We start from the raw sequence: 16,665 nt of genomic DNA, 5'->3' as shown, positions 1-16,665 counted from the left end.
ATACAAAATATTCACTTTTTATATTATTTTGAGCATAAAAAAACTTTGTGATAATGTCTTATTGACTATCACAAAGTCTATGTCATTCTTAACAAAATTATTTAACCAAAAATTTCACGATTTAAGCCAAACACATATAATAGCGTAAAGAATGTAGCCGCACTCAAAACAGTCAAAATTAAAGATAAAATAAGTGTTCGTTTGAAGCGATTAATAAAAGCTATGAATAAAATACCTAAATTGTATGCAAAAAAGAGTCCAAATAAAGCCATTGTCACTTTAATGTTAGTATAAAATATATTAAACAATAGTACGATAATAGCAAAAACTGTATAAGGAATCGTAATACATCTAAATTCAAAACGAATTTGCTTCGTACGTTTATCCTCGTTATTCATGGTCAAACCCTCCTATTTTTATTATAAAACATAAAAAAGTAAACGCCTATGTCATAACTGTGACAAAACGATATTATGTGAATTGAATCATATCAAGTTGATTACGTAATCTATCTGTATCTAATGACTCTCCAATGATAACGATAGTCATCGGTACGTCTTTATCGATAATGCCATAATCAGGTAAGCCCATTGCATATTGAAATTCATATGTTACTTCTGGTAGATCTCTAAACTTCACAAATCCTTTTAAGCGAAGTACACTATCTGGCAAACGCATTATAAATTGATAAAATAACTGACGGTCTATTGCTGCTGTAAATGTATACTGCATCGACTGAATCCCATGATGATGTGTATGTTTATGCTGAATTTCATTATGTTGAATCACTTTACCGTTGATTTGTTCATCATTAAATTGACTATAAGTGGTAATAATTATAGGCGCTTGTGGATTGAGTTTATTTAAATTTTCTTTAACGTCGTTAAGTGCTTCTTCACCTATTAAATCAGTTTTATTTAGTATTATCGTATCACTATAACGTAATTGTTCTTCTAATAACTGAGTTGTTGAAGGACTATAGACTTCTTTTTTAGTAAATCTTTGTGCATCTACAATACCAATAATTGTTGGTTCATGAATATTTTTTATTATTGTAGGGTCTTGGCAAGCCGAATAAATCTCAAGGGGATGCGCTAAACCAGTTGCTTCTATAAGAATATGACTCGTATCTGTTTGATCAATCAACTGTTTCAATTGGTTAACTAAATTGTTATTTAAATCACAGCATACGCAGCCATTAATTAATGAATGAATGGAAACATCATTTCCAAGTAATAAACTATCAACGTCAAAAGATCCAAATTCATTCATTATAATTATTATTTTCTCATCTTTTTTTAATAATTGCTCTATATAATGTTTTAGAAATGTAGTTTTACCACTTCCTAAAAAGCCATTTACGATTGTAATTGATATTTTTTCATTTTTATTATTTATCATTTTAAAATCTCTTTTCTTTTTAAAATTAATTTGAATATGATAATATATGTATTTATTTTAGATTACACTTGATTAAAATAGAAATATCTTCTAGAATTTAAACATACTTTAATTTTAGCATGGCATTGAGACGAAGTGTGTTGCAAGTTATATTTTATACAACATAGACGAAATTTAATCCGAAACATAGAGAGACGGATAGAATGTCTGGAGGAGAACTTTAATGTCTGAACAACATAATTTGAAAGAGCAACTCTGCTTTAGTTTGTACAATGCACAAAGACAAGTTAATCGCTACTATTCAAATAAAGTCTTTAAAAAGTACAATCTTACTTACCCACAATTTTTAGTGCTAAGTATTTTATGGGATGAATCTCCTGTAAATGTTAAAAAGGTAGTTACAGAACTAGCTTTAGATACTGGTACTGTATCACCTTTATTAAAAAGAATGGAACAAGTTGACCTCATCAAACGCGAACGATCTGAAGTTGATCAACGTGAAGTATTTATTCATCTTACTGAGAAAAGCGAAAAAATCAAACCTGAATTAAGCGATGCAACTCAAAAAGTCGCGAATGCTTCTTCTTTAAGTAATGATGAAGTACATGAACTCAATCGTCTATTGGGAAAAGTCATCGATGCTTTTACCGAGTCAAAGTAAAATGACATGCTAATACTAAGCCAATTAAAGTTATTCGTTTCGAATCAAATTACTATATATTTATCAATAACGAAAAGCCTGAGTTATCTATAACAGATACCTCAGGTTTTTCGTTTTAAGACAAGGTATGCGTATACTTAAACATTGTCTAATTCATTTTTAATAAACGATTTAAATAATGGTTGCCATGACTTAGTTCATCATAACTCCCTTGTTCTTTAATCTGTCCATCAATAAGAACAACTATCTTGTCGAAATATGGCAGTAATTTTAAATCATGCGTTGCAATAACCAATGTTTCAACTTGTTCATCAATCATTTGCATCACTTGTTTAGTATTATCCTCATCTAATGCAGTCGTTGGTTCATCTAATAACCATATTGGGGAACCTTTTAGAAAAAGTCGCCCTAGTGCAATACGTTGCATCTCACCACCTGATAATGTGTTTCCATCTAAAGTGATTGTTTTTTCTAGATCTAGATAGCCTAAATTGAGGCTCGTTAAGACACGTTGAATGACATCATCACTTTTACTAGAGAACATATTGTAACGTAATGTACCATCAAATAATTGTTGTGATTGTAAAAGAACATTAAGCTTTTCAAAGCGAATGTCTTCATCTAGTTGTGATATGTTCTGACCATCAAGAGAAACTTGTCCTTCATCGATATCGTACAAACCACTCATAATTTGTAATAATGTACTTTTACCTGAACCAGATGGTCCAACAATCGCTACTTTCTCCCCTTTCCCAACAGTTAAATTAATATTGGATAACGTTGGTAATTCTTGATGTTCATAACTAAACGATACATTCCTAATATTGTAGACGTTACTCTGTTTTGTTACCAATGATTGCTTAGATTGATCTACTGGATATGATAGAACATCATTTAAACTATTTAACGTTTCATCTGTATCTGCTTTATAATATGCAAAGTTACTCATAGGCACTGTTTGTTCGAATAGAGTTAACATCATCAAAACAATACTCGTTAAATACACAACATTTAATTGTCCTTCTTTAACTTGAATAAATCCCAATGCTAAGGTAGCAAATATAGCGATCATTGCGATTATATTTAGCATATAATCATATAAAGTTAAAAATCTCGTTTCTTTCGATTGCATTTTGTCATACGATTCTAATGCGTTCATTAAATCTTCACGATAGGCTTCTGCATTGTTAAAACGATTTAACTCAGCATAGCCTTCTTTATAATCATAAAATTGGGTAATCGTAGTTTGTTGCTGTTGTGCAACTTGTTGCTTCAATTTACCTGCACGTTTAGCACTCAACCACGGTACAAGCCAAAGTGAACACAACATACTTATAATGATAACTATAGCATGCATAACACTAAAATATACCAATGTTACTGCTGCAATAATTGCTGTGAAACCAATGACAACCGGTGGATAATAGACTCTTAAATAGATGTTTTGTAAAGCTTCGACTTTGCTTATCATTTTAGTCAATAAATCAGCAGATGAATATTGGCGATATAAATTAGGTACTCTAGGGATTAATGTTTCTAAAAATTGAACCCGAACATCTCGTAACATTGTAAATGTCGTTTTATGTGATAGTAAACGCTCCCCGTATCTTGCAATCGCACGTATAAAACCGAACAACTTAACTGATACAACTAACACCATTAATGCATATAAAGGTGCGCCTAAAGCACTTTGAGTTACCATGTACCCACTTAAGAAGAACATTGCTAATGCAACGACACTCCCAATAACACCCGTCAATATTGCTAATATTAAATCTTTGTCAGGTCGAAATCGAATTTGTGGTTTCACACTAAGTCACCACCCTTTTCAAGTCTTACAGAAATCGTTTGATCATCTTCAACTAAGTAACCATCTTTTATAAATAATCGTCGCGTTGCTTGACGAAGCGTTGAATCGCGATGGGCAATCATAATCATCGTTACCCCTTCAAAATGTTGTGAGATAACTTGTTGAATAACAGTTTCAGTCTCTATATCCAGGCCAGTCGTAGGTTCATCAAAAGCAACAATATCAGGATTCATCAATAATACCCTTGATAACTCAATACGACGCATTTGTCCGCCTGATAGCATTTCTCCACCTTCACCTATTCTGCTATGAATACCATTTTTTAGAGACATAACCTTTTCTTTTAGACCAACCATCTCTAACACATGAAGAATTTGGTCGTCATCAACTTTTTTAAACATTGCTATGTTATCTTTAATTGATGCTGAAAAAATATAAGGATTTTGACTGAGCATTCCAATTTGATTAACACATTTGTTAAAGGACACATGCCCACTCGTCGGACGTACTATTTGAGTAAGTAATTTGGCTAAAGTCGTTTTACCTGCACCACTTGGTCCTACAATAGCTACATTTTCACCCTTATATATCTTGAGCGATATATCACGAATGTCATAAGAAGGACTATTAGGATACTGATAGTTGACGTTGCGCATCTTAATAAGTGATTCTTGTTGCTCTTTTACTATTTCTCGATTAGTAAGCGGTGTGTTTTCAGAATCTAAAAATTCAAAAACTACATCACTAGCACCCTCACTTTGCTTACCTGTGTGGAAAGCTTGTCCTAAATCTTTTATAGCATTATAAAATTCAGGAGCTAATATAATTGCAATAGCTGCTGTTTTAAAATCAATATTATGAAAAACAACAAGACTTAATGCTGCTTCTAATGCAACCAATCCAATACCAAGCATACTTATGAATTCGAGCATCAAACTTGATAAAAATGCACTCTTTAATATGCGCATCGTTAAATCTCGAAATTGTGTACTATCTTCGTATACTTGTTTTTTCGTGTGGGCTGTCTGTCTAAAAAGTTTAAGTGTAATCAGTCCCTTAGACACATTAAGAAAACGTTGGCTAAACTGATTTAAATACGTCATTTGATCTTTTGATTCATCACGTGTTTTAAGTCCAAAAATGATATAAAAAAGTGGAATAAACGGTGCTGTAACTATCATTATTAATGCAGTATTTAAATGAATAAAACACATTGCTATGATAATCATTAAAGGGATCATCATAGATTTAAAGACCTGTGGCAAATAATTTTTAAAAAACGGGGATAGTCCGTCTATTGTCTCTGTTAAAATATTAATTTGCGTTCCTGTAGCAATAGTTGATTCTTTCAAAACAACTTCTCGACGCAATTGATGTTTAACTTTGCCAGCTAACATATCACCTAATCTTAAGTTAATCATATTCAATGTTGCTCTAAGAATTAAAACGATTAAGATGATAATCAATAATGAATTTACAGAACTCAAATGATTGTAAAGCACTCGATTTAAAAAACTCGCAATACATATATTCTGAACCACTACTGTTATTGCTAAGAACATACTCACAATTCCCATAAATAATGGAAATACTTTATAATTAAAGACTAAATTCATTAGTTTTTTCACTTTATCTTCACCTAATTTATTATTATAAAAGGTTCTCAAATGTTTATCATTTAATATCTTTTAAAAAACAGTGACAATATAATGAACATAACATCTCATCCTTAAGTCCGTTGCGGTAAGTTACGTTATATCAGTAAATTAATAAAGGTACTGCGATATATTGTATATAAAATCAATTATTAGTTATCTCATTATTATTAGCGTTGATTTGATGCGTTATGATATTATAGAAAAGTGAATTTTGACAACAATATATTTAAAGACAACAATATTTTAAATTTTTAATAAAAGAAAGAGGTTACTTATGATTATTATCGAGTTTATCAAGGGCCTTATCTTAGGTATTGTCGAAGGTTTAACTGAATTTGCTCCAGTTTCATCTACAGGTCATATGATTCTAGTGGATGATATGTGGTTAAAATCGACTGAATTTCTAGGTCCTCATTCAGCTTTTACATTTAAAGTCGTAATTCAATTAGGTTCTGTTTTTGCTGCGGCATGGGTATTCCGTGAGCGTTATTTCGAAATGTTACATATTGGCAAGTATAGAAACACTTCAATAAATGAAGAATTTCGTTCTAAACCACGTCGATTAAATTTACTACACGTATTAGTTGGTATGATTCCAGCTGGTATATTAGGTGTGTTATTCGACGATTTTATTGAAGCACATTTATTTAGTGTTCCTACTGTAATGATTGGTTTATTCTTAGGTGCAATTTATATGATTATTGCAGACAAATATAGTAAAAAAGTTCAAAATCCTAAGTCAGTTGACCAAATCAATTATGTTCAAGCATTCGTAATTGGTATCTCTCAAGCGGTAGCAATGTGGCCTGGTTTCAGTAGATCTGGCTCTACGATTTCAACAGGTGTCTTGATGAAGTTAGATCATAAGTCTGCTTCTGACTTTACCTTCATTATGGCTGTACCTATTATGCTAGCTGCAAGTGCACTATCATTAGTTAAAAACTATCAATATATTGAACTTGCACATATTCCATTTTATTTAATTGGATTCTTGGCTGCCTTTATTGTTGGCTTGATTGCAATCAAAACATTCTTACACTTAATTAATAAAGTTAAGTTAGTACCATTTGCAATTTATCGTATCGTATTGGTAATTATTATAGCCATTCTTTACTTCGGCTTTGGAATTGGTCAAGGCATTTCAGGTTAATTATAAATCAATCTAATAATGTCTTTACGTCACATAACATCGTCAAAGATTTAATCTTTGGCGATTTTTTTAGTCAATTAGCTGACTAAGACGCTCTCTTAACCTACCTAGTTTTACTCAAGTTAATATAAGGGTTCTAGCTAGTTCCTTCGTTTAGTATGATGTATCATAGGGTAATGAAGATAAATAGTAAATCTAATGGAGGCAACGAGTATGGACAAAAAGAAAATCATTAAAACGGCGATTAATGTTTTACCAATCATTATTGTGCCACTAGTAGTAGAACGTAAGCGTATTAAATCTCATCCTGAGGTACAAAAAGCAACTCATGCAACGTCAAATGCAGGACAAGCGATTGCGAATAAAGCAACAGGTGCAAAAGAGTATTTAGGAGATAAAAAACAAGAATTCGACAACAAACGTGAATTAAAGAAAATTGCAAAAGAAAATGACCCTGAATACATTCAGAAAAAAGGCGAAAAGTTAGCTAAGAAAAACTATAAAGAAGCTGACAAAATGAATAAAAAACTTCAAAAAAATATCGAACAACGTCATAAAGAAGAAGAAAAAGAGCGTGAAAAGAACGAAAAACAACGCATTAAAGACATGAAAAAAACTCAAAAATATCAAGAAAAAGTTGGTTTAACTCCTGGTAAACTTGATGATGAGACAGAGAAAAAAGGCGAAAAACTTGAGAAAGATAATAAAAAAGACGTTAATAAGTTAGATAAAAAGCTCCAAAAAATTATTGATAAACGTCATAAAGAAGAAGAGAAATTACAAAAGCAAGAAGAAAAAGCACGCATCAAAGAAATGAAAAAGTTCAAAGATTATGAGGCTGAAAGTATTGTTACACAAAATAAAAATGAAGATAACAATAAGGCGTAATGCTTTATGACACGTGTAATCATTGATGGAGATGCTTGTCCAGTAGTTGATTCAGTAATTGAATTAACTATTGGGACAGGCATTTTTGTTACCATTTTACGCAGCTTTAGCCATTACTCAAATAAAGTGCTCCCGAATCACGTTGAAACAATTTATGTTGATGATGGACTTGATGCTGTTGACTATAAAATTGTAAAGCTAACTACACTAGAAGACATTGTAATAACTCAAGATTATGGACTTGCCAGTTTATTACTATCTAAAGTTAAGATTGTAATGCACCATAAAGGGCATTTGTATCTTTCAAGTAACATAGATATGTTATTACAACAACGTTATAATAATGCACAGATAAGAAAGCAAGGCGGTCGTCATAAAGGGCCTCCCCCTTTTTCAAAAGAAGATAAAAAAATTTGAGCGTGCATTTAAATCAGTTATCAAACAACTATAGGAGGAAGAATAATGAAGCGAATTGCAGTATATTGCGGTGCTAGTAAAGGTAAAGACCCCATTTATGTTAAAGAAGCATACGAACTTGGTAAATATATGGCTGAGCAAGGTTATGAATTAGTTTTTGGTGCAGGTTCTGTAGGTATTATGGGTGCAATTCAAGATGGTGTATTAGATCACGGTGGACATGCTATTGGTGTAATGCCTAAGATGTTAGATGAAAAAGAAATCACTAGTCAAAAAGTGAGCGAACTTATTCTTGTAGATTCAATGCATGAACGCAAACAAAAAATGGCGGAACTTGCAGATGCTTTTGTAATGGCCCCTGGTGGCGCTGGATCTCTTGAGGAATTTTTCGAGACTTATAGTTGGGCGCAAATTGGCATTCATGAAAAACCAATTGCCGTTTATAATTTAAATGGATTCTTCAATCCACTTCAACAACTTATAAATAGTATGATTGAAGAAGGGTTTATTGATGAAAAATATAAACAATTAGCACCTTTATATAATTCTAAAGAAGATTTAATTAATGGGTTACTTAATTTTAAACCCTTAGGTATACGTACATACGATTAATTATAAAGCGACATGTTTTGGACTATTATATTTATAAAAGTGATTATTTATCACATAATATAACTATCCAATCTCATGTCGCTTTTAATCTTATATTGATAATTGTTTATAATAACGTACTTGTCTTTTTAACATATGATATTTGCTTAACTCTGGTAATTCAAAATGGTCATATAATGTCATGCCAATTTTTTCCATTACTTTTCTAGAAGGCAAATTATTTTCTGCAGTAAAGCTATAAATAGCTTCAATCCCCTTTTCTTTGGCAAATGCTAATACAGCTGTTGCACCTTCAGTGGCAAGTCCGTTACCCCATACTTCTGGAATAAGACGCCATCCAATTTCATACAGTGGTAATTCCTCAAATGGGTATTGGCTATCTTGAGGTATATAATTAACCCCAATAAAACCAAGCCATTCGCCAGTCTCTTTAAGTTCAACTGCAAATAAGCCTATACCGTTTTCTTTAATAATGTCATCCATTTTTTTCATATCTAATTCAGAACGTCGATAACTTAATAAACTTGGAAAATAGCGTCGCACTTGAGGATTAGCATTCATCTTTTGAAATGGCAATAAATCTTCTTGCTTCCAGTCTCGTAATTTAAGTCTTTCTGTTTCTATATATGTAGCCATTTTCAACACCCCATTTTAAAGAAATACATGAGTAAAAAAGTGCGATATGGATATAGACCATAGCACACTTTATCCGTCTTTAAATTTGATTGAGTAACTAATTAACCTCTAGATATATAACTAACGAGTTCAATGTGTACTGGAATCTCTTTTAAACGATCACGTTGATCTTTAGGTGCAACAAAAGTTGCATCTACAAAGTCATTACGATGGTTAAGTTTAAATGTAGCTACAAATGTGTCGGTATCAGATTCAAAGTTTGGTAAGTGTGCAACCACACGTTTGATTTCACCAGTAGAATCAACAATTGTACGTCCAGTAATATTTTCAATTTCACGTCCTAATTCAGGTAATGTGATTTCGCGACCTTCTAAAATGTGAAAATCTTGTTCATGCATGTGTCATCTCTCCAATATTATAGTTTATGATTAAACGTTTTATTATGTAGTTAAGCTTAATTTATACAATGATTAAATTGTGAATTGTAAATGATTTAGATTTAGTTTACCCTATATCCGTACATGTCAAACTTGACGTATGAGGCCGGCTAAATTGCCTTCATTATTTAAGTAATTTTATTAACGGCTACTTGATGATGTATCGTCTGAGCTACTTTGTCCACTTGTAGCATTTTCACCGCTATTTGATTGACCCTCTTGAGTATTATTAGATTGGTTAGATTGCTGTGAATCACTACCACCATTTGCCTTAGAAGTATTCGTTTCGTTACTTGAAGTGCTATTTTCAGTGGTACTTTGGCTCTTAGACTGTTTGTATGTATCGCTATCTGATGATTGATTTGAGTCACTACTATCACTTTCATCACTTTCCGAATCATCTTTAGCTGATTCTGTCGCAACTGAATCATCCACTTCTTTTTGAAGCTTTTCACGTTGGTCGTTAAGTTTCTCTTTTTGCTTTTCTAAGTCTTTCTTTTGATTTTTCAAATCATCATTTTCTTTTTGAAGTTCTTTAACATCTTTCTCTAATGATGCTCTTTCATCACTTTTACCGCAAGCAGACAACATAAGTGTCGCAGAAAGTAGAAGTATCAACCATTTTTTCATACTTATCTCCTTTATTACGAATGAGTAATATTATTTTAACATGAATTAAGAACCTATTCATTTGTTTACCTTAGGTCTTTACGCATTTTTACATGACTTATCGCATAATCATTCGCTTTATTGAGCTCAATCATTGCATCATTTGTAGTATCAACCATACCTTCAATTGATTTAGCACCCATTGCAATCGCCCAATTTTCTAAAGCAATCTTTAGACGCTTAGCATGACCCAGTCCTCGAAAATGAGGGTCAGTGTATATCATCTCAGTGATTACTTTTTCTTGAACAGCCTCAAAATGACCCCAAATAAACGAAATTAAGCACCGTGTGTCTTCGCTCAGTTCAATTAAAATTATATCATTACTGTGCTTTAATCGTTGAATAATCATATCTTGACGTAATCCAATTGATAGATGTGTCGCATTGTAATGTATTTCTCGCTTTTCAATATAATATTCTTGTATCTTTGCGATGGATTCAATCCATTCTATATCTTTAACAGTTAGTTTTCGCATAATGACTTCCTTTATGTTATACATTATATTCTATATTTATCTATGGTATGATTATCCATATTTAACATATAATAATCTATTATTATTAAAAATAAAATAAGTTTAGACGTTAAGGAGCTTAGTCAATGAAATCCACTGCGAAATTAGCACGTGAAAATAATGTAAAATCATTGCGCCTAAATAATACAGATAGAGAAATCTTTGAAAATTATATGACATACATCCGCGCTGATTTACGCGTCAATCCGCATGACAGTGAGGTAATGCTAAGTCGTATATTAAAAAGATTATTAGAAGCTGAGAATGAAGGTACGTTAGCATTAGAGTTTTTCGAACATAATCCAAAAGCACATGCTAAAAAAGAAATTAAATCATTGCCTAATGAAACGTTTCAAAATATATTTAAGTATATTTTCAGGAATTTTATTTTTTTAATTGGTATTTTTTGTTTCTTTAAAGGCTTTATTGGCTTTTTTATTGGTGGAGATAATAATAAAGTTTACTTGTATACATTTCCGATTAGTGTCATAGCAGGTTTATTTATTATTTTTATGTTTATATTAGTCATATTTAAGACGGTTCAACTTCAAAGTTTCAATAATTCACATTGGGTGTGGTTATTTAATTACACTATTATCGCTTTACTGTTAGTCGCTCTATTTTATGTCTTTTTTATTCCGCAATCATTTTTAGCTTTTGGTCCTTACATTCTTATTAGTAATTGGTCATTTATTATAATTTCAGCCATCATTACGCCGATTGCTTTTTATATACAACATCATTTTGTTAACAAAGATTCAAATACTATCTTATAATACGTTGTCACGATGAACTAAGACTTGTAAAGTAGCATTTTACAAAAAATAAAAAAGGTTAAGCATCTGTATCGTACGTGCGCAATGACGTTCTCAAAAGACGAATTGAAAACTCAAAGCCACTTTGATATGAATGACTTAACCTTTTTTTAATTATCCTACTAAAAACACATCTATAAAGAACCAAATGACCATAATGAACATAATTAACGCTTGTGCAACCGAACTCGCTAAAAATGCTACTACAGATCCAATGCTTGCTTTAAGTGCTTTTCCAAAATCAAAATCTTGCACTAATTCTACAATGAGCACTGCTATAAAAGGTACGATGATAATACCGAATGGTGGAAGGACGAAGCACCCAGCAATCACACCTATTAACGCAGCATATTCACCCAATTTAGAACCGCCAAAGCGATTTACAAAGTATTTATTCATTAAAAAGTCAGATACTAAAATAAATACAGTGAACAAAATCATAGCTACATAAAATATCCATGATAACCCATCTTGAGAGAATCCAAATTGATAAATTAAGAATCCTACCCATAGCACAAGTACAGATGGAATAATAGGCTTAATTAAACCTACAAATGCTAAAACAAATGATAATAGTATTAATATCCATAAAACAACTTCCATTACTTAACTTTCACATCCGCTTCCGTATATTTTTGATCTTTCGTAAAGAATATCAATATCATTCCTATGAAAATAGATGTTGCTGAAACAAAGAAAACATTCTCCAATCCAACCCAATGGCTCATTGCACCACCTAATAAATTTCCTAACAACTGTCCAATCACCATTGCATTCGCAAATAATGTTGAAGCATAACCTGGGAAATCAGGTAAAATATCTTGGAAATAGCTAATACCTAATCCGAGTAAGATAGCTAAAAATAGTGCTAAGAAGATTTGTCCGATCATCATAGCATAGATATTTTCAAAAACACCAATACTAAAATAGAAGGCACCACCACTAACTGCACCTATGATTAACAACGTTCGAGTAGCTAACTTAGCAGATAACATACCTAATATAACCATAAAGGGAACTTCTAAGCCGGCACATAAACTTGCTAGCGTTCCTACATATCCCTCTTGCTCCTTAAGATAATCTGTGACAAATAGCGGCATATTCATTGTGTACATCCATTGACCTATATGTAATAAAATAAATGCTATAAATGGAATAAATAGTGTTTTATCTTTAAGCATATTAGGCGCAGTCTTCTCAATATTGGCTGTACCACCAACTTGCTCTTTTGCTGATAAATTTAAATCTTTATAGAAGAAGATTTGTAAAACAAGTGTGAATAATAAAATAAAGACGGTGCCACCAAAAAGTCCAGCATATCCCATAAATTGAATTAAATACGCTCCGATTAACGGACCAAATAAGAAACCAAAAGAAAACATAGAGCGTAAAACAGTATTGGCAAATTTAGCATTATTTCTTGAAGATGAAACGTTAATGGATTCACGTGCAGATGCATATAATTGTGGCATTGCTGGAGCGAATAACCCTTGAAAAATAGCGTATACAATAATAAACAACCAAATATTATGAATATAAAAATAAATCGAGAAACTAATAGCCCCCATCATTAGTGCACTAATGATGAGTACTTTTCTATTAATGCTATGCGTATCTGAAAAGCGAGCGACAATAGAATTGACTGTAAATTGACTCACTGCTGCTAGGGCAAGCAGAATACCGAATTGGTTAGTTGTCATCCCTAGCTCTTTAGTCGCGAATAAGACGAAGTAAGGTACTGTGATGGCAATCCCCATACCTAATAGCATCATATTCACAACGAATAATTTGTAGTTTTTTATATGCAACAATACTGCAAACATTTTTCTACCTCTATTCTTTTTTAATTACACGTTATCCTAATGATTAGCGAATAAAGTTAAGCATCAAAGTAACAAATGACTCAACTTGAGGGAGTTGTAACATGCTACTGTCATAACTCATAAATGTTGAGCGAATAAGTGGTTGATTGTCGATGTTTACCTTTTCAAATTCAAACATATTTTTATCTATATTTTTCATCATGATTTCCGGAAGAATCGTAACCCCTACACCACTTACTAACATTTCTTTGCATGTAGCAACTTGATCCACTGTTATCGTTGCATGATAGTCTTGTCCAAGATTCTCATTATACCATTCTTTAATTTGATTAATATAGATAGGATCAGCTTGAAACTCTATGAAAGGTAATTTAGAAACCTCGCTCTTTCTTTCTTTTGGGTAGATAAAATAATGATCATCGTCAAAGAGGTGTGTATTAGTCAAGTTCATTACTTTATTTCCTCGAGTTATCATCACATGATAGTCTCTGTGATTTGCTTTAATTTGTTCTGTAGAACCTACTTGAACTTGTATCTCAACATTTGGAAATTGTGAATTATATAAACTTAATACTTCTGGTAATAACGTTTGACCAATCAATGATGAGCAACCAATTGAAATGGTACCATTCACTTCTCCAATATGTGCTTGCATTTTATCAAAAAATACACGCTCTCGTTTTAACATGTCACGAGCGTGCTCAATAATCATAGCACCCTCAGTGGTAGTGATTAATTGTTTCTTTGTACGGATAAATATGTCTACACCAAATGAATGCTCTATTGCTTTAAGTCGTTGTGTTACAGCTGGTTGAGAAATATATAATATTTCTGCTGCTTTACGTAACGTCTTGGTTTCATCTAATGTAATTAATAATCGATAGTCTTCTATTTTCATAGCTTCCCCCTACTAATGTTTATTCATGAACATGGCTATGAGCAACAAAAAAGTTTAAGACCGAAACGAAAACTATATAAACAATGCTTCACATTTACTTATCGTTCCGCTTCGCTCCTAATATTAAAGGCTTAAAGTTCCATTATTTCCCTTTATTTACATGTGGCTTATGATGTTGAATATGTTTTTTATACGTCTTATTATAATTTGGCTTTTTCAACTTACCAACCATCTTGTTATAGCAATACATAATTCGATTATTAACATCATCAAAATTTTCATTGATTTCAATCATTACTTGATGCGCAATCATATAAGCTTCATGATATTGTTTTTTAGTGATTTGTTCATTTTTTAATGCTAATTTCAAATCATTTTCATCAACGAGCTCATATTCTCCAGTTGATGGTAACACAAGCACATCCAAGAATAAATCGAGTGTTCTAGCATTGCCCTTTTGAGTAATATTCTTAATATTGATATCGAAGTAATACTCCAATGGATTTCCTTTATCATCAAACATTGCAGTAATACTATATCGTTTCTTTTCCGGCAAAATCTGCAACCATTGATAATTGTCATCAGCAACAATTATATTCTGGCCTACTACCGTCACCTCTAAAGGTTCACGAACCTTCTTCATCGTGACCAAGCCAATAATACCCTTAAATCTATTATTATTTACCTTAACTTCTATGTAATCACGTTCTAATAGGCGACGCCAGTGACGTTTATCTATATATTTAATTTTCATAAAGCCACCAACTCCTTGTCATTATTATATTAAACTAACTAATTGATGTCATCTTTGGTCGTTTTTAATTGAATTACGCACATAAACATATAAAAATTTTCAATTTTATTTTACTACAACTAATTAATTTTTAGGGAAAATTGACAAAAATACTCGTATTTGTTAGTTTATGTTTATATTATCTGAAAATTCTAAATAAATTGATGAAGGAGGAACTGCTATTGACTTACAGACCTTTTAAAGCAGACCATGTTGGAAGTTTGTTACGACCTCAAAGATTAAAGGACGCTCGCGCTAAATATAATCAAAATGAAATCAGTGGTGCAGAGCTAAAACAAATAGAAGATGAGGAAATCGACCGTATTATAGAGAAGCAATTAGAAATAGGTTTACATAGTATTACTGATGGTGAATTTCGAAGAAGTTGGTGGCACTTTGATTTCTTAGAAAATCTAGATGGTGTCGAAGGTTACACTCCTGATCACGGGCTAGAATTTGAAGGACTAGAAACGCGTGCCCATAATGTAAGAGTAGTTGATAAAGTTAGATATAATCCTAATCACCCCCATTTTGACCATTTCAAGTTCTTATATGACAGAGTTAATGGACGCGCTACCGCAAAAGTATCAATTCCGAGTCCAAACCAATTATTCCACCCTAACATATTGAATGAAGATATTTATCCAAATATTGAAGACTTTGCTCATGATATTTCTGAAGCTTATCGCCAATCATTGCAACATTTTTATGATTTAGGTGCAAGATACATACAAATAGACGATGTATATTGGGCTGGTCTGACTGACGGTACACATAAAGTTCGAGGACGTCAACGTACAGATGAAGAAAAAGTTCAAGCTCGTGAATTAGCATATAAGGTAGTAAATGATGCTGTCGAAGGTCTTCCAAAGGATTTAATTTTAACTACACACATTTGTCGTGGTAACTATCAATCAACATGGGCAATTTCAGGTGGTTACGAAGCGATTGCTCCGTATTTATTTAAAGAGCACCTGCATGGATTTTTCTTAGAATATGATGATGAGCGTTCTGGCGACTTTGAGCCTTTACGCTATTTTGATAAGGAGGCTTATGCCGTACTAGGTTTAATTACTTCTAAGACACCCGAACTTGAAGATAAAGAATTAATTAAACAACGTATTAAAGAGGCACAACAATACATCTCTCTAGATCAAATATGTTTGAGTCCTCAATGTGGATTCGCTTCAACTGAAGAAGGTAATCAGCTCACAGAAGAAGAACAATGGACTAAATTAAAATATGTTGTAGAGCTATCTAATGAGTTATTAGGCAGCGCTAATTAACACCTTATTGAATTCTAAAAAGAGCCTGAGCATAATTCAATGACTCAGGCTATAAATATATATTGGCAGAAGTTGACCGATTTAAAAATGCGCTTTTAACAAGCTTTTTTTAATTCTAATCAACCTTGCCTGGTGGGCGAGGCCTCAACAAAGAGAATTTTTTAAAGAAATTCTACAGGCTAAGCAAGCTGGGGTT

Annotated in this window: 19 protein-coding genes; 7 read left to right on the top strand and 12 right to left on the bottom strand. The window is 32.2% G+C overall.

Features of this window, described 5'->3' with window-relative positions:
* Nucleotides 1–101: 101 nt before the first annotated feature.
* Together HMPREF2737_RS06225 and HMPREF2737_RS06220 are read right to left on the bottom strand one after the other, a co-directional pair.
* A complete protein-coding gene (locus tag HMPREF2737_RS06225; RefSeq protein WP_037536459.1) occupies nucleotides 102–398 on the bottom strand; it encodes a hypothetical protein in 297 nt (98 codons plus the stop codon).
* Between the two features lie 73 nt (nucleotides 399–471).
* The gene (locus tag HMPREF2737_RS06220) at nucleotides 472–1,401 is read right to left on the bottom strand and encodes a CobW family GTP-binding protein (RefSeq protein WP_037548410.1); all 930 of its coding nucleotides are present in this window, start codon (nucleotides 1,399–1,401) and stop codon (nucleotides 472–474) included.
* A 223-nt stretch (nucleotides 1,402–1,624) separates the two neighbouring features.
* Here HMPREF2737_RS06220 and HMPREF2737_RS06215 point away from each other — a divergent pair, with 223 nt between their 5' ends.
* Nucleotides 1,625–2,062: a global transcriptional regulator MgrA gene (locus tag HMPREF2737_RS06215; protein WP_037548407.1), complete on the top strand. Its 438-nt coding sequence runs from the start codon at nucleotides 1,625–1,627 to the stop codon at nucleotides 2,060–2,062.
* A 148-nt stretch (nucleotides 2,063–2,210) separates the two neighbouring features.
* On the opposite strand, the gene HMPREF2737_RS06210 is transcribed toward HMPREF2737_RS06215, so the two are convergent.
* Both HMPREF2737_RS06210 and HMPREF2737_RS06205 read right to left on the bottom strand, forming a co-directional pair.
* On the bottom strand, nucleotides 2,211–3,872 hold the full coding sequence (locus HMPREF2737_RS06210; RefSeq protein ID WP_037548403.1) for an amino acid ABC transporter ATP-binding/permease protein: 1,662 nt from the start codon (nucleotides 3,870–3,872) through the stop codon (nucleotides 2,211–2,213).
* Nucleotides 3,869–5,500 (bottom strand): ABC transporter ATP-binding protein/permease, encoded by a 1,632-nt coding sequence (locus tag HMPREF2737_RS06205; protein WP_037548399.1) that lies wholly within the window; start codon nucleotides 5,498–5,500, stop codon nucleotides 3,869–3,871. Before HMPREF2737_RS06205 ends, HMPREF2737_RS06210 begins: the two co-directional genes overlap by 4 nt.
* Before the next feature lie 304 nt (nucleotides 5,501–5,804).
* Here HMPREF2737_RS06205 and HMPREF2737_RS06200 point away from each other — a divergent pair, with 304 nt between their 5' ends.
* From HMPREF2737_RS06200 to HMPREF2737_RS06185, 4 genes are all read left to right on the top strand, one after another.
* Nucleotides 5,805–6,680, top strand: a complete 876-nt coding sequence (locus HMPREF2737_RS06200; protein WP_037536471.1) for an undecaprenyl-diphosphate phosphatase — start codon at nucleotides 5,805–5,807, stop codon at nucleotides 6,678–6,680.
* Between the two features lie 213 nt (nucleotides 6,681–6,893).
* Entirely contained in the window at nucleotides 6,894–7,568 is a 675-nt protein-coding gene (locus HMPREF2737_RS06195) for a hypothetical protein (RefSeq protein ID WP_037548395.1), read from the top strand.
* Nucleotides 7,569–7,574: 6 nt separating this feature from the next.
* Entirely contained in the window at nucleotides 7,575–7,985 is a 411-nt protein-coding gene (locus HMPREF2737_RS06190; protein ID WP_370741139.1) for a YaiI/YqxD family protein, read from the top strand.
* Nucleotides 7,986–8,030: 45 nt separating this feature from the next.
* Entirely contained in the window at nucleotides 8,031–8,597 is a 567-nt protein-coding gene (locus HMPREF2737_RS06185) for an LOG family protein (RefSeq protein WP_037549149.1), read from the top strand.
* A gap of 90 nt (nucleotides 8,598–8,687) precedes the next feature.
* Here HMPREF2737_RS06185 and HMPREF2737_RS06180 read toward each other — a convergent pair whose 3' ends face one another.
* From HMPREF2737_RS06180 to HMPREF2737_RS06165, 4 genes are all read right to left on the bottom strand, one after another.
* The gene (locus HMPREF2737_RS06180) at nucleotides 8,688–9,233 is read right to left on the bottom strand and encodes a GNAT family N-acetyltransferase (RefSeq protein ID WP_037548391.1); all 546 of its coding nucleotides are present in this window, start codon (nucleotides 9,231–9,233) and stop codon (nucleotides 8,688–8,690) included.
* A 101-nt stretch (nucleotides 9,234–9,334) separates the two neighbouring features.
* Nucleotides 9,335–9,631, bottom strand: coding sequence for a hypothetical protein (locus tag HMPREF2737_RS06175; protein WP_011276475.1), 297 nt, complete (start codon nucleotides 9,629–9,631; stop codon nucleotides 9,335–9,337).
* A 180-nt stretch (nucleotides 9,632–9,811) separates the two neighbouring features.
* On the bottom strand, nucleotides 9,812–10,300 hold the full coding sequence (locus tag HMPREF2737_RS06170) for an SA0632 family lipoprotein (protein ID WP_037548386.1): 489 nt from the start codon (nucleotides 10,298–10,300) through the stop codon (nucleotides 9,812–9,814).
* Nucleotides 10,301–10,365: 65 nt separating this feature from the next.
* The gene (locus HMPREF2737_RS06165; protein ID WP_037548383.1) at nucleotides 10,366–10,815 is read right to left on the bottom strand and encodes a GNAT family N-acetyltransferase; all 450 of its coding nucleotides are present in this window, start codon (nucleotides 10,813–10,815) and stop codon (nucleotides 10,366–10,368) included.
* Between the two features lie 125 nt (nucleotides 10,816–10,940).
* On the opposite strand from HMPREF2737_RS06165, the gene HMPREF2737_RS06160 reads away from it, so the two are divergent.
* On the top strand, nucleotides 10,941–11,630 hold the full coding sequence (locus HMPREF2737_RS06160) for a DUF1129 family protein (protein WP_037548381.1): 690 nt from the start codon (nucleotides 10,941–10,943) through the stop codon (nucleotides 11,628–11,630).
* A 153-nt stretch (nucleotides 11,631–11,783) separates the two neighbouring features.
* On the opposite strand, the gene HMPREF2737_RS06155 is transcribed toward HMPREF2737_RS06160, so the two are convergent.
* The 4 genes from HMPREF2737_RS06155 to HMPREF2737_RS06140 form a co-directional block, all read right to left on the bottom strand.
* Nucleotides 11,784–12,272, bottom strand: a complete 489-nt coding sequence (locus tag HMPREF2737_RS06155) for a DUF456 domain-containing protein (RefSeq protein WP_037548379.1) — start codon at nucleotides 12,270–12,272, stop codon at nucleotides 11,784–11,786.
* Entirely contained in the window at nucleotides 12,272–13,492 is a 1,221-nt protein-coding gene (locus tag HMPREF2737_RS06150; RefSeq protein WP_011276480.1) for an MFS transporter, read from the bottom strand. The genes HMPREF2737_RS06155 and HMPREF2737_RS06150 overlap by 1 nt, the downstream gene beginning before the upstream one ends.
* 43 nt (nucleotides 13,493–13,535) lie before the next feature.
* Entirely contained in the window at nucleotides 13,536–14,390 is an 855-nt protein-coding gene (locus tag HMPREF2737_RS06145) for a LysR family transcriptional regulator (protein WP_011276481.1), read from the bottom strand.
* Nucleotides 14,391–14,532: 142 nt separating this feature from the next.
* Nucleotides 14,533–15,144, bottom strand: a complete 612-nt coding sequence (locus tag HMPREF2737_RS06140; protein ID WP_011276482.1) for a ribonuclease FAU-1 family protein — start codon at nucleotides 15,142–15,144, stop codon at nucleotides 14,533–14,535.
* Between the two features lie 221 nt (nucleotides 15,145–15,365).
* Here HMPREF2737_RS06140 and HMPREF2737_RS06135 point away from each other — a divergent pair, with 221 nt between their 5' ends.
* Nucleotides 15,366–16,469: a 5-methyltetrahydropteroyltriglutamate--homocysteine S-methyltransferase gene (locus HMPREF2737_RS06135; RefSeq protein WP_011276483.1), complete on the top strand. Its 1,104-nt coding sequence runs from the start codon at nucleotides 15,366–15,368 to the stop codon at nucleotides 16,467–16,469.
* The last annotated feature ends 196 nt before the right edge of the window (nucleotides 16,470–16,665 follow it).

Source organism: Staphylococcus sp. HMSC069D12, from assembly GCF_001810405.1.
In the GTDB taxonomy this organism is placed as follows: Bacteria; Bacillota; Bacilli; order Staphylococcales; family Staphylococcaceae; genus Staphylococcus; species Staphylococcus haemolyticus.
Note: the sequence above shows the minus strand (reverse complement) of the source record. Positions and strands in the feature narration are given on the sequence as shown.

Excerpts from the sequence above, each read along its gene's own strand:
- HMPREF2737_RS06225 (WP_037536459.1), bottom strand. The coding sequence starts at position 398 with ATGAATAACGAGGATAAACGTACGAAGCAAATTCGTTTTGAATTTAGA.
- HMPREF2737_RS06220 (WP_037548410.1), bottom strand. The coding sequence starts at position 1,401 with ATGATAAATAATAAAAATGAAAAAATATCAATTACAATCGTAAATGGC.
- HMPREF2737_RS06215 (WP_037548407.1), top strand. The coding sequence starts at position 1,625 with ATGTCTGAACAACATAATTTGAAAGAGCAACTCTGCTTTAGTTTGTAC.
- HMPREF2737_RS06200 (WP_037536471.1), top strand. The coding sequence starts at position 5,805 with ATGATTATTATCGAGTTTATCAAGGGCCTTATCTTAGGTATTGTCGAA.
- HMPREF2737_RS06195 (WP_037548395.1), top strand. The coding sequence starts at position 6,894 with ATGGACAAAAAGAAAATCATTAAAACGGCGATTAATGTTTTACCAATC.
- HMPREF2737_RS06190 (WP_370741139.1), top strand. The coding sequence starts at position 7,575 with ATGACACGTGTAATCATTGATGGAGATGCTTGTCCAGTAGTTGATTCA.
- HMPREF2737_RS06185 (WP_037549149.1), top strand. The coding sequence starts at position 8,031 with ATGAAGCGAATTGCAGTATATTGCGGTGCTAGTAAAGGTAAAGACCCC.
- HMPREF2737_RS06180 (WP_037548391.1), bottom strand. The coding sequence starts at position 9,233 with ATGGCTACATATATAGAAACAGAAAGACTTAAATTACGAGACTGGAAG.
- HMPREF2737_RS06175 (WP_011276475.1), bottom strand. The coding sequence starts at position 9,631 with ATGCATGAACAAGATTTTCACATTTTAGAAGGTCGCGAAATCACATTA.
- HMPREF2737_RS06170 (WP_037548386.1), bottom strand. The coding sequence starts at position 10,300 with ATGAAAAAATGGTTGATACTTCTACTTTCTGCGACACTTATGTTGTCT.
- HMPREF2737_RS06165 (WP_037548383.1), bottom strand. The coding sequence starts at position 10,815 with ATGCGAAAACTAACTGTTAAAGATATAGAATGGATTGAATCCATCGCA.
- HMPREF2737_RS06160 (WP_037548381.1), top strand. The coding sequence starts at position 10,941 with ATGAAATCCACTGCGAAATTAGCACGTGAAAATAATGTAAAATCATTG.
- HMPREF2737_RS06155 (WP_037548379.1), bottom strand. The coding sequence starts at position 12,272 with ATGGAAGTTGTTTTATGGATATTAATACTATTATCATTTGTTTTAGCA.
- HMPREF2737_RS06150 (WP_011276480.1), bottom strand. The coding sequence starts at position 13,492 with ATGTTTGCAGTATTGTTGCATATAAAAAACTACAAATTATTCGTTGTG.
- HMPREF2737_RS06145 (WP_011276481.1), bottom strand. The coding sequence starts at position 14,390 with ATGAAAATAGAAGACTATCGATTATTAATTACATTAGATGAAACCAAG.
- HMPREF2737_RS06140 (WP_011276482.1), bottom strand. The coding sequence starts at position 15,144 with ATGAAAATTAAATATATAGATAAACGTCACTGGCGTCGCCTATTAGAA.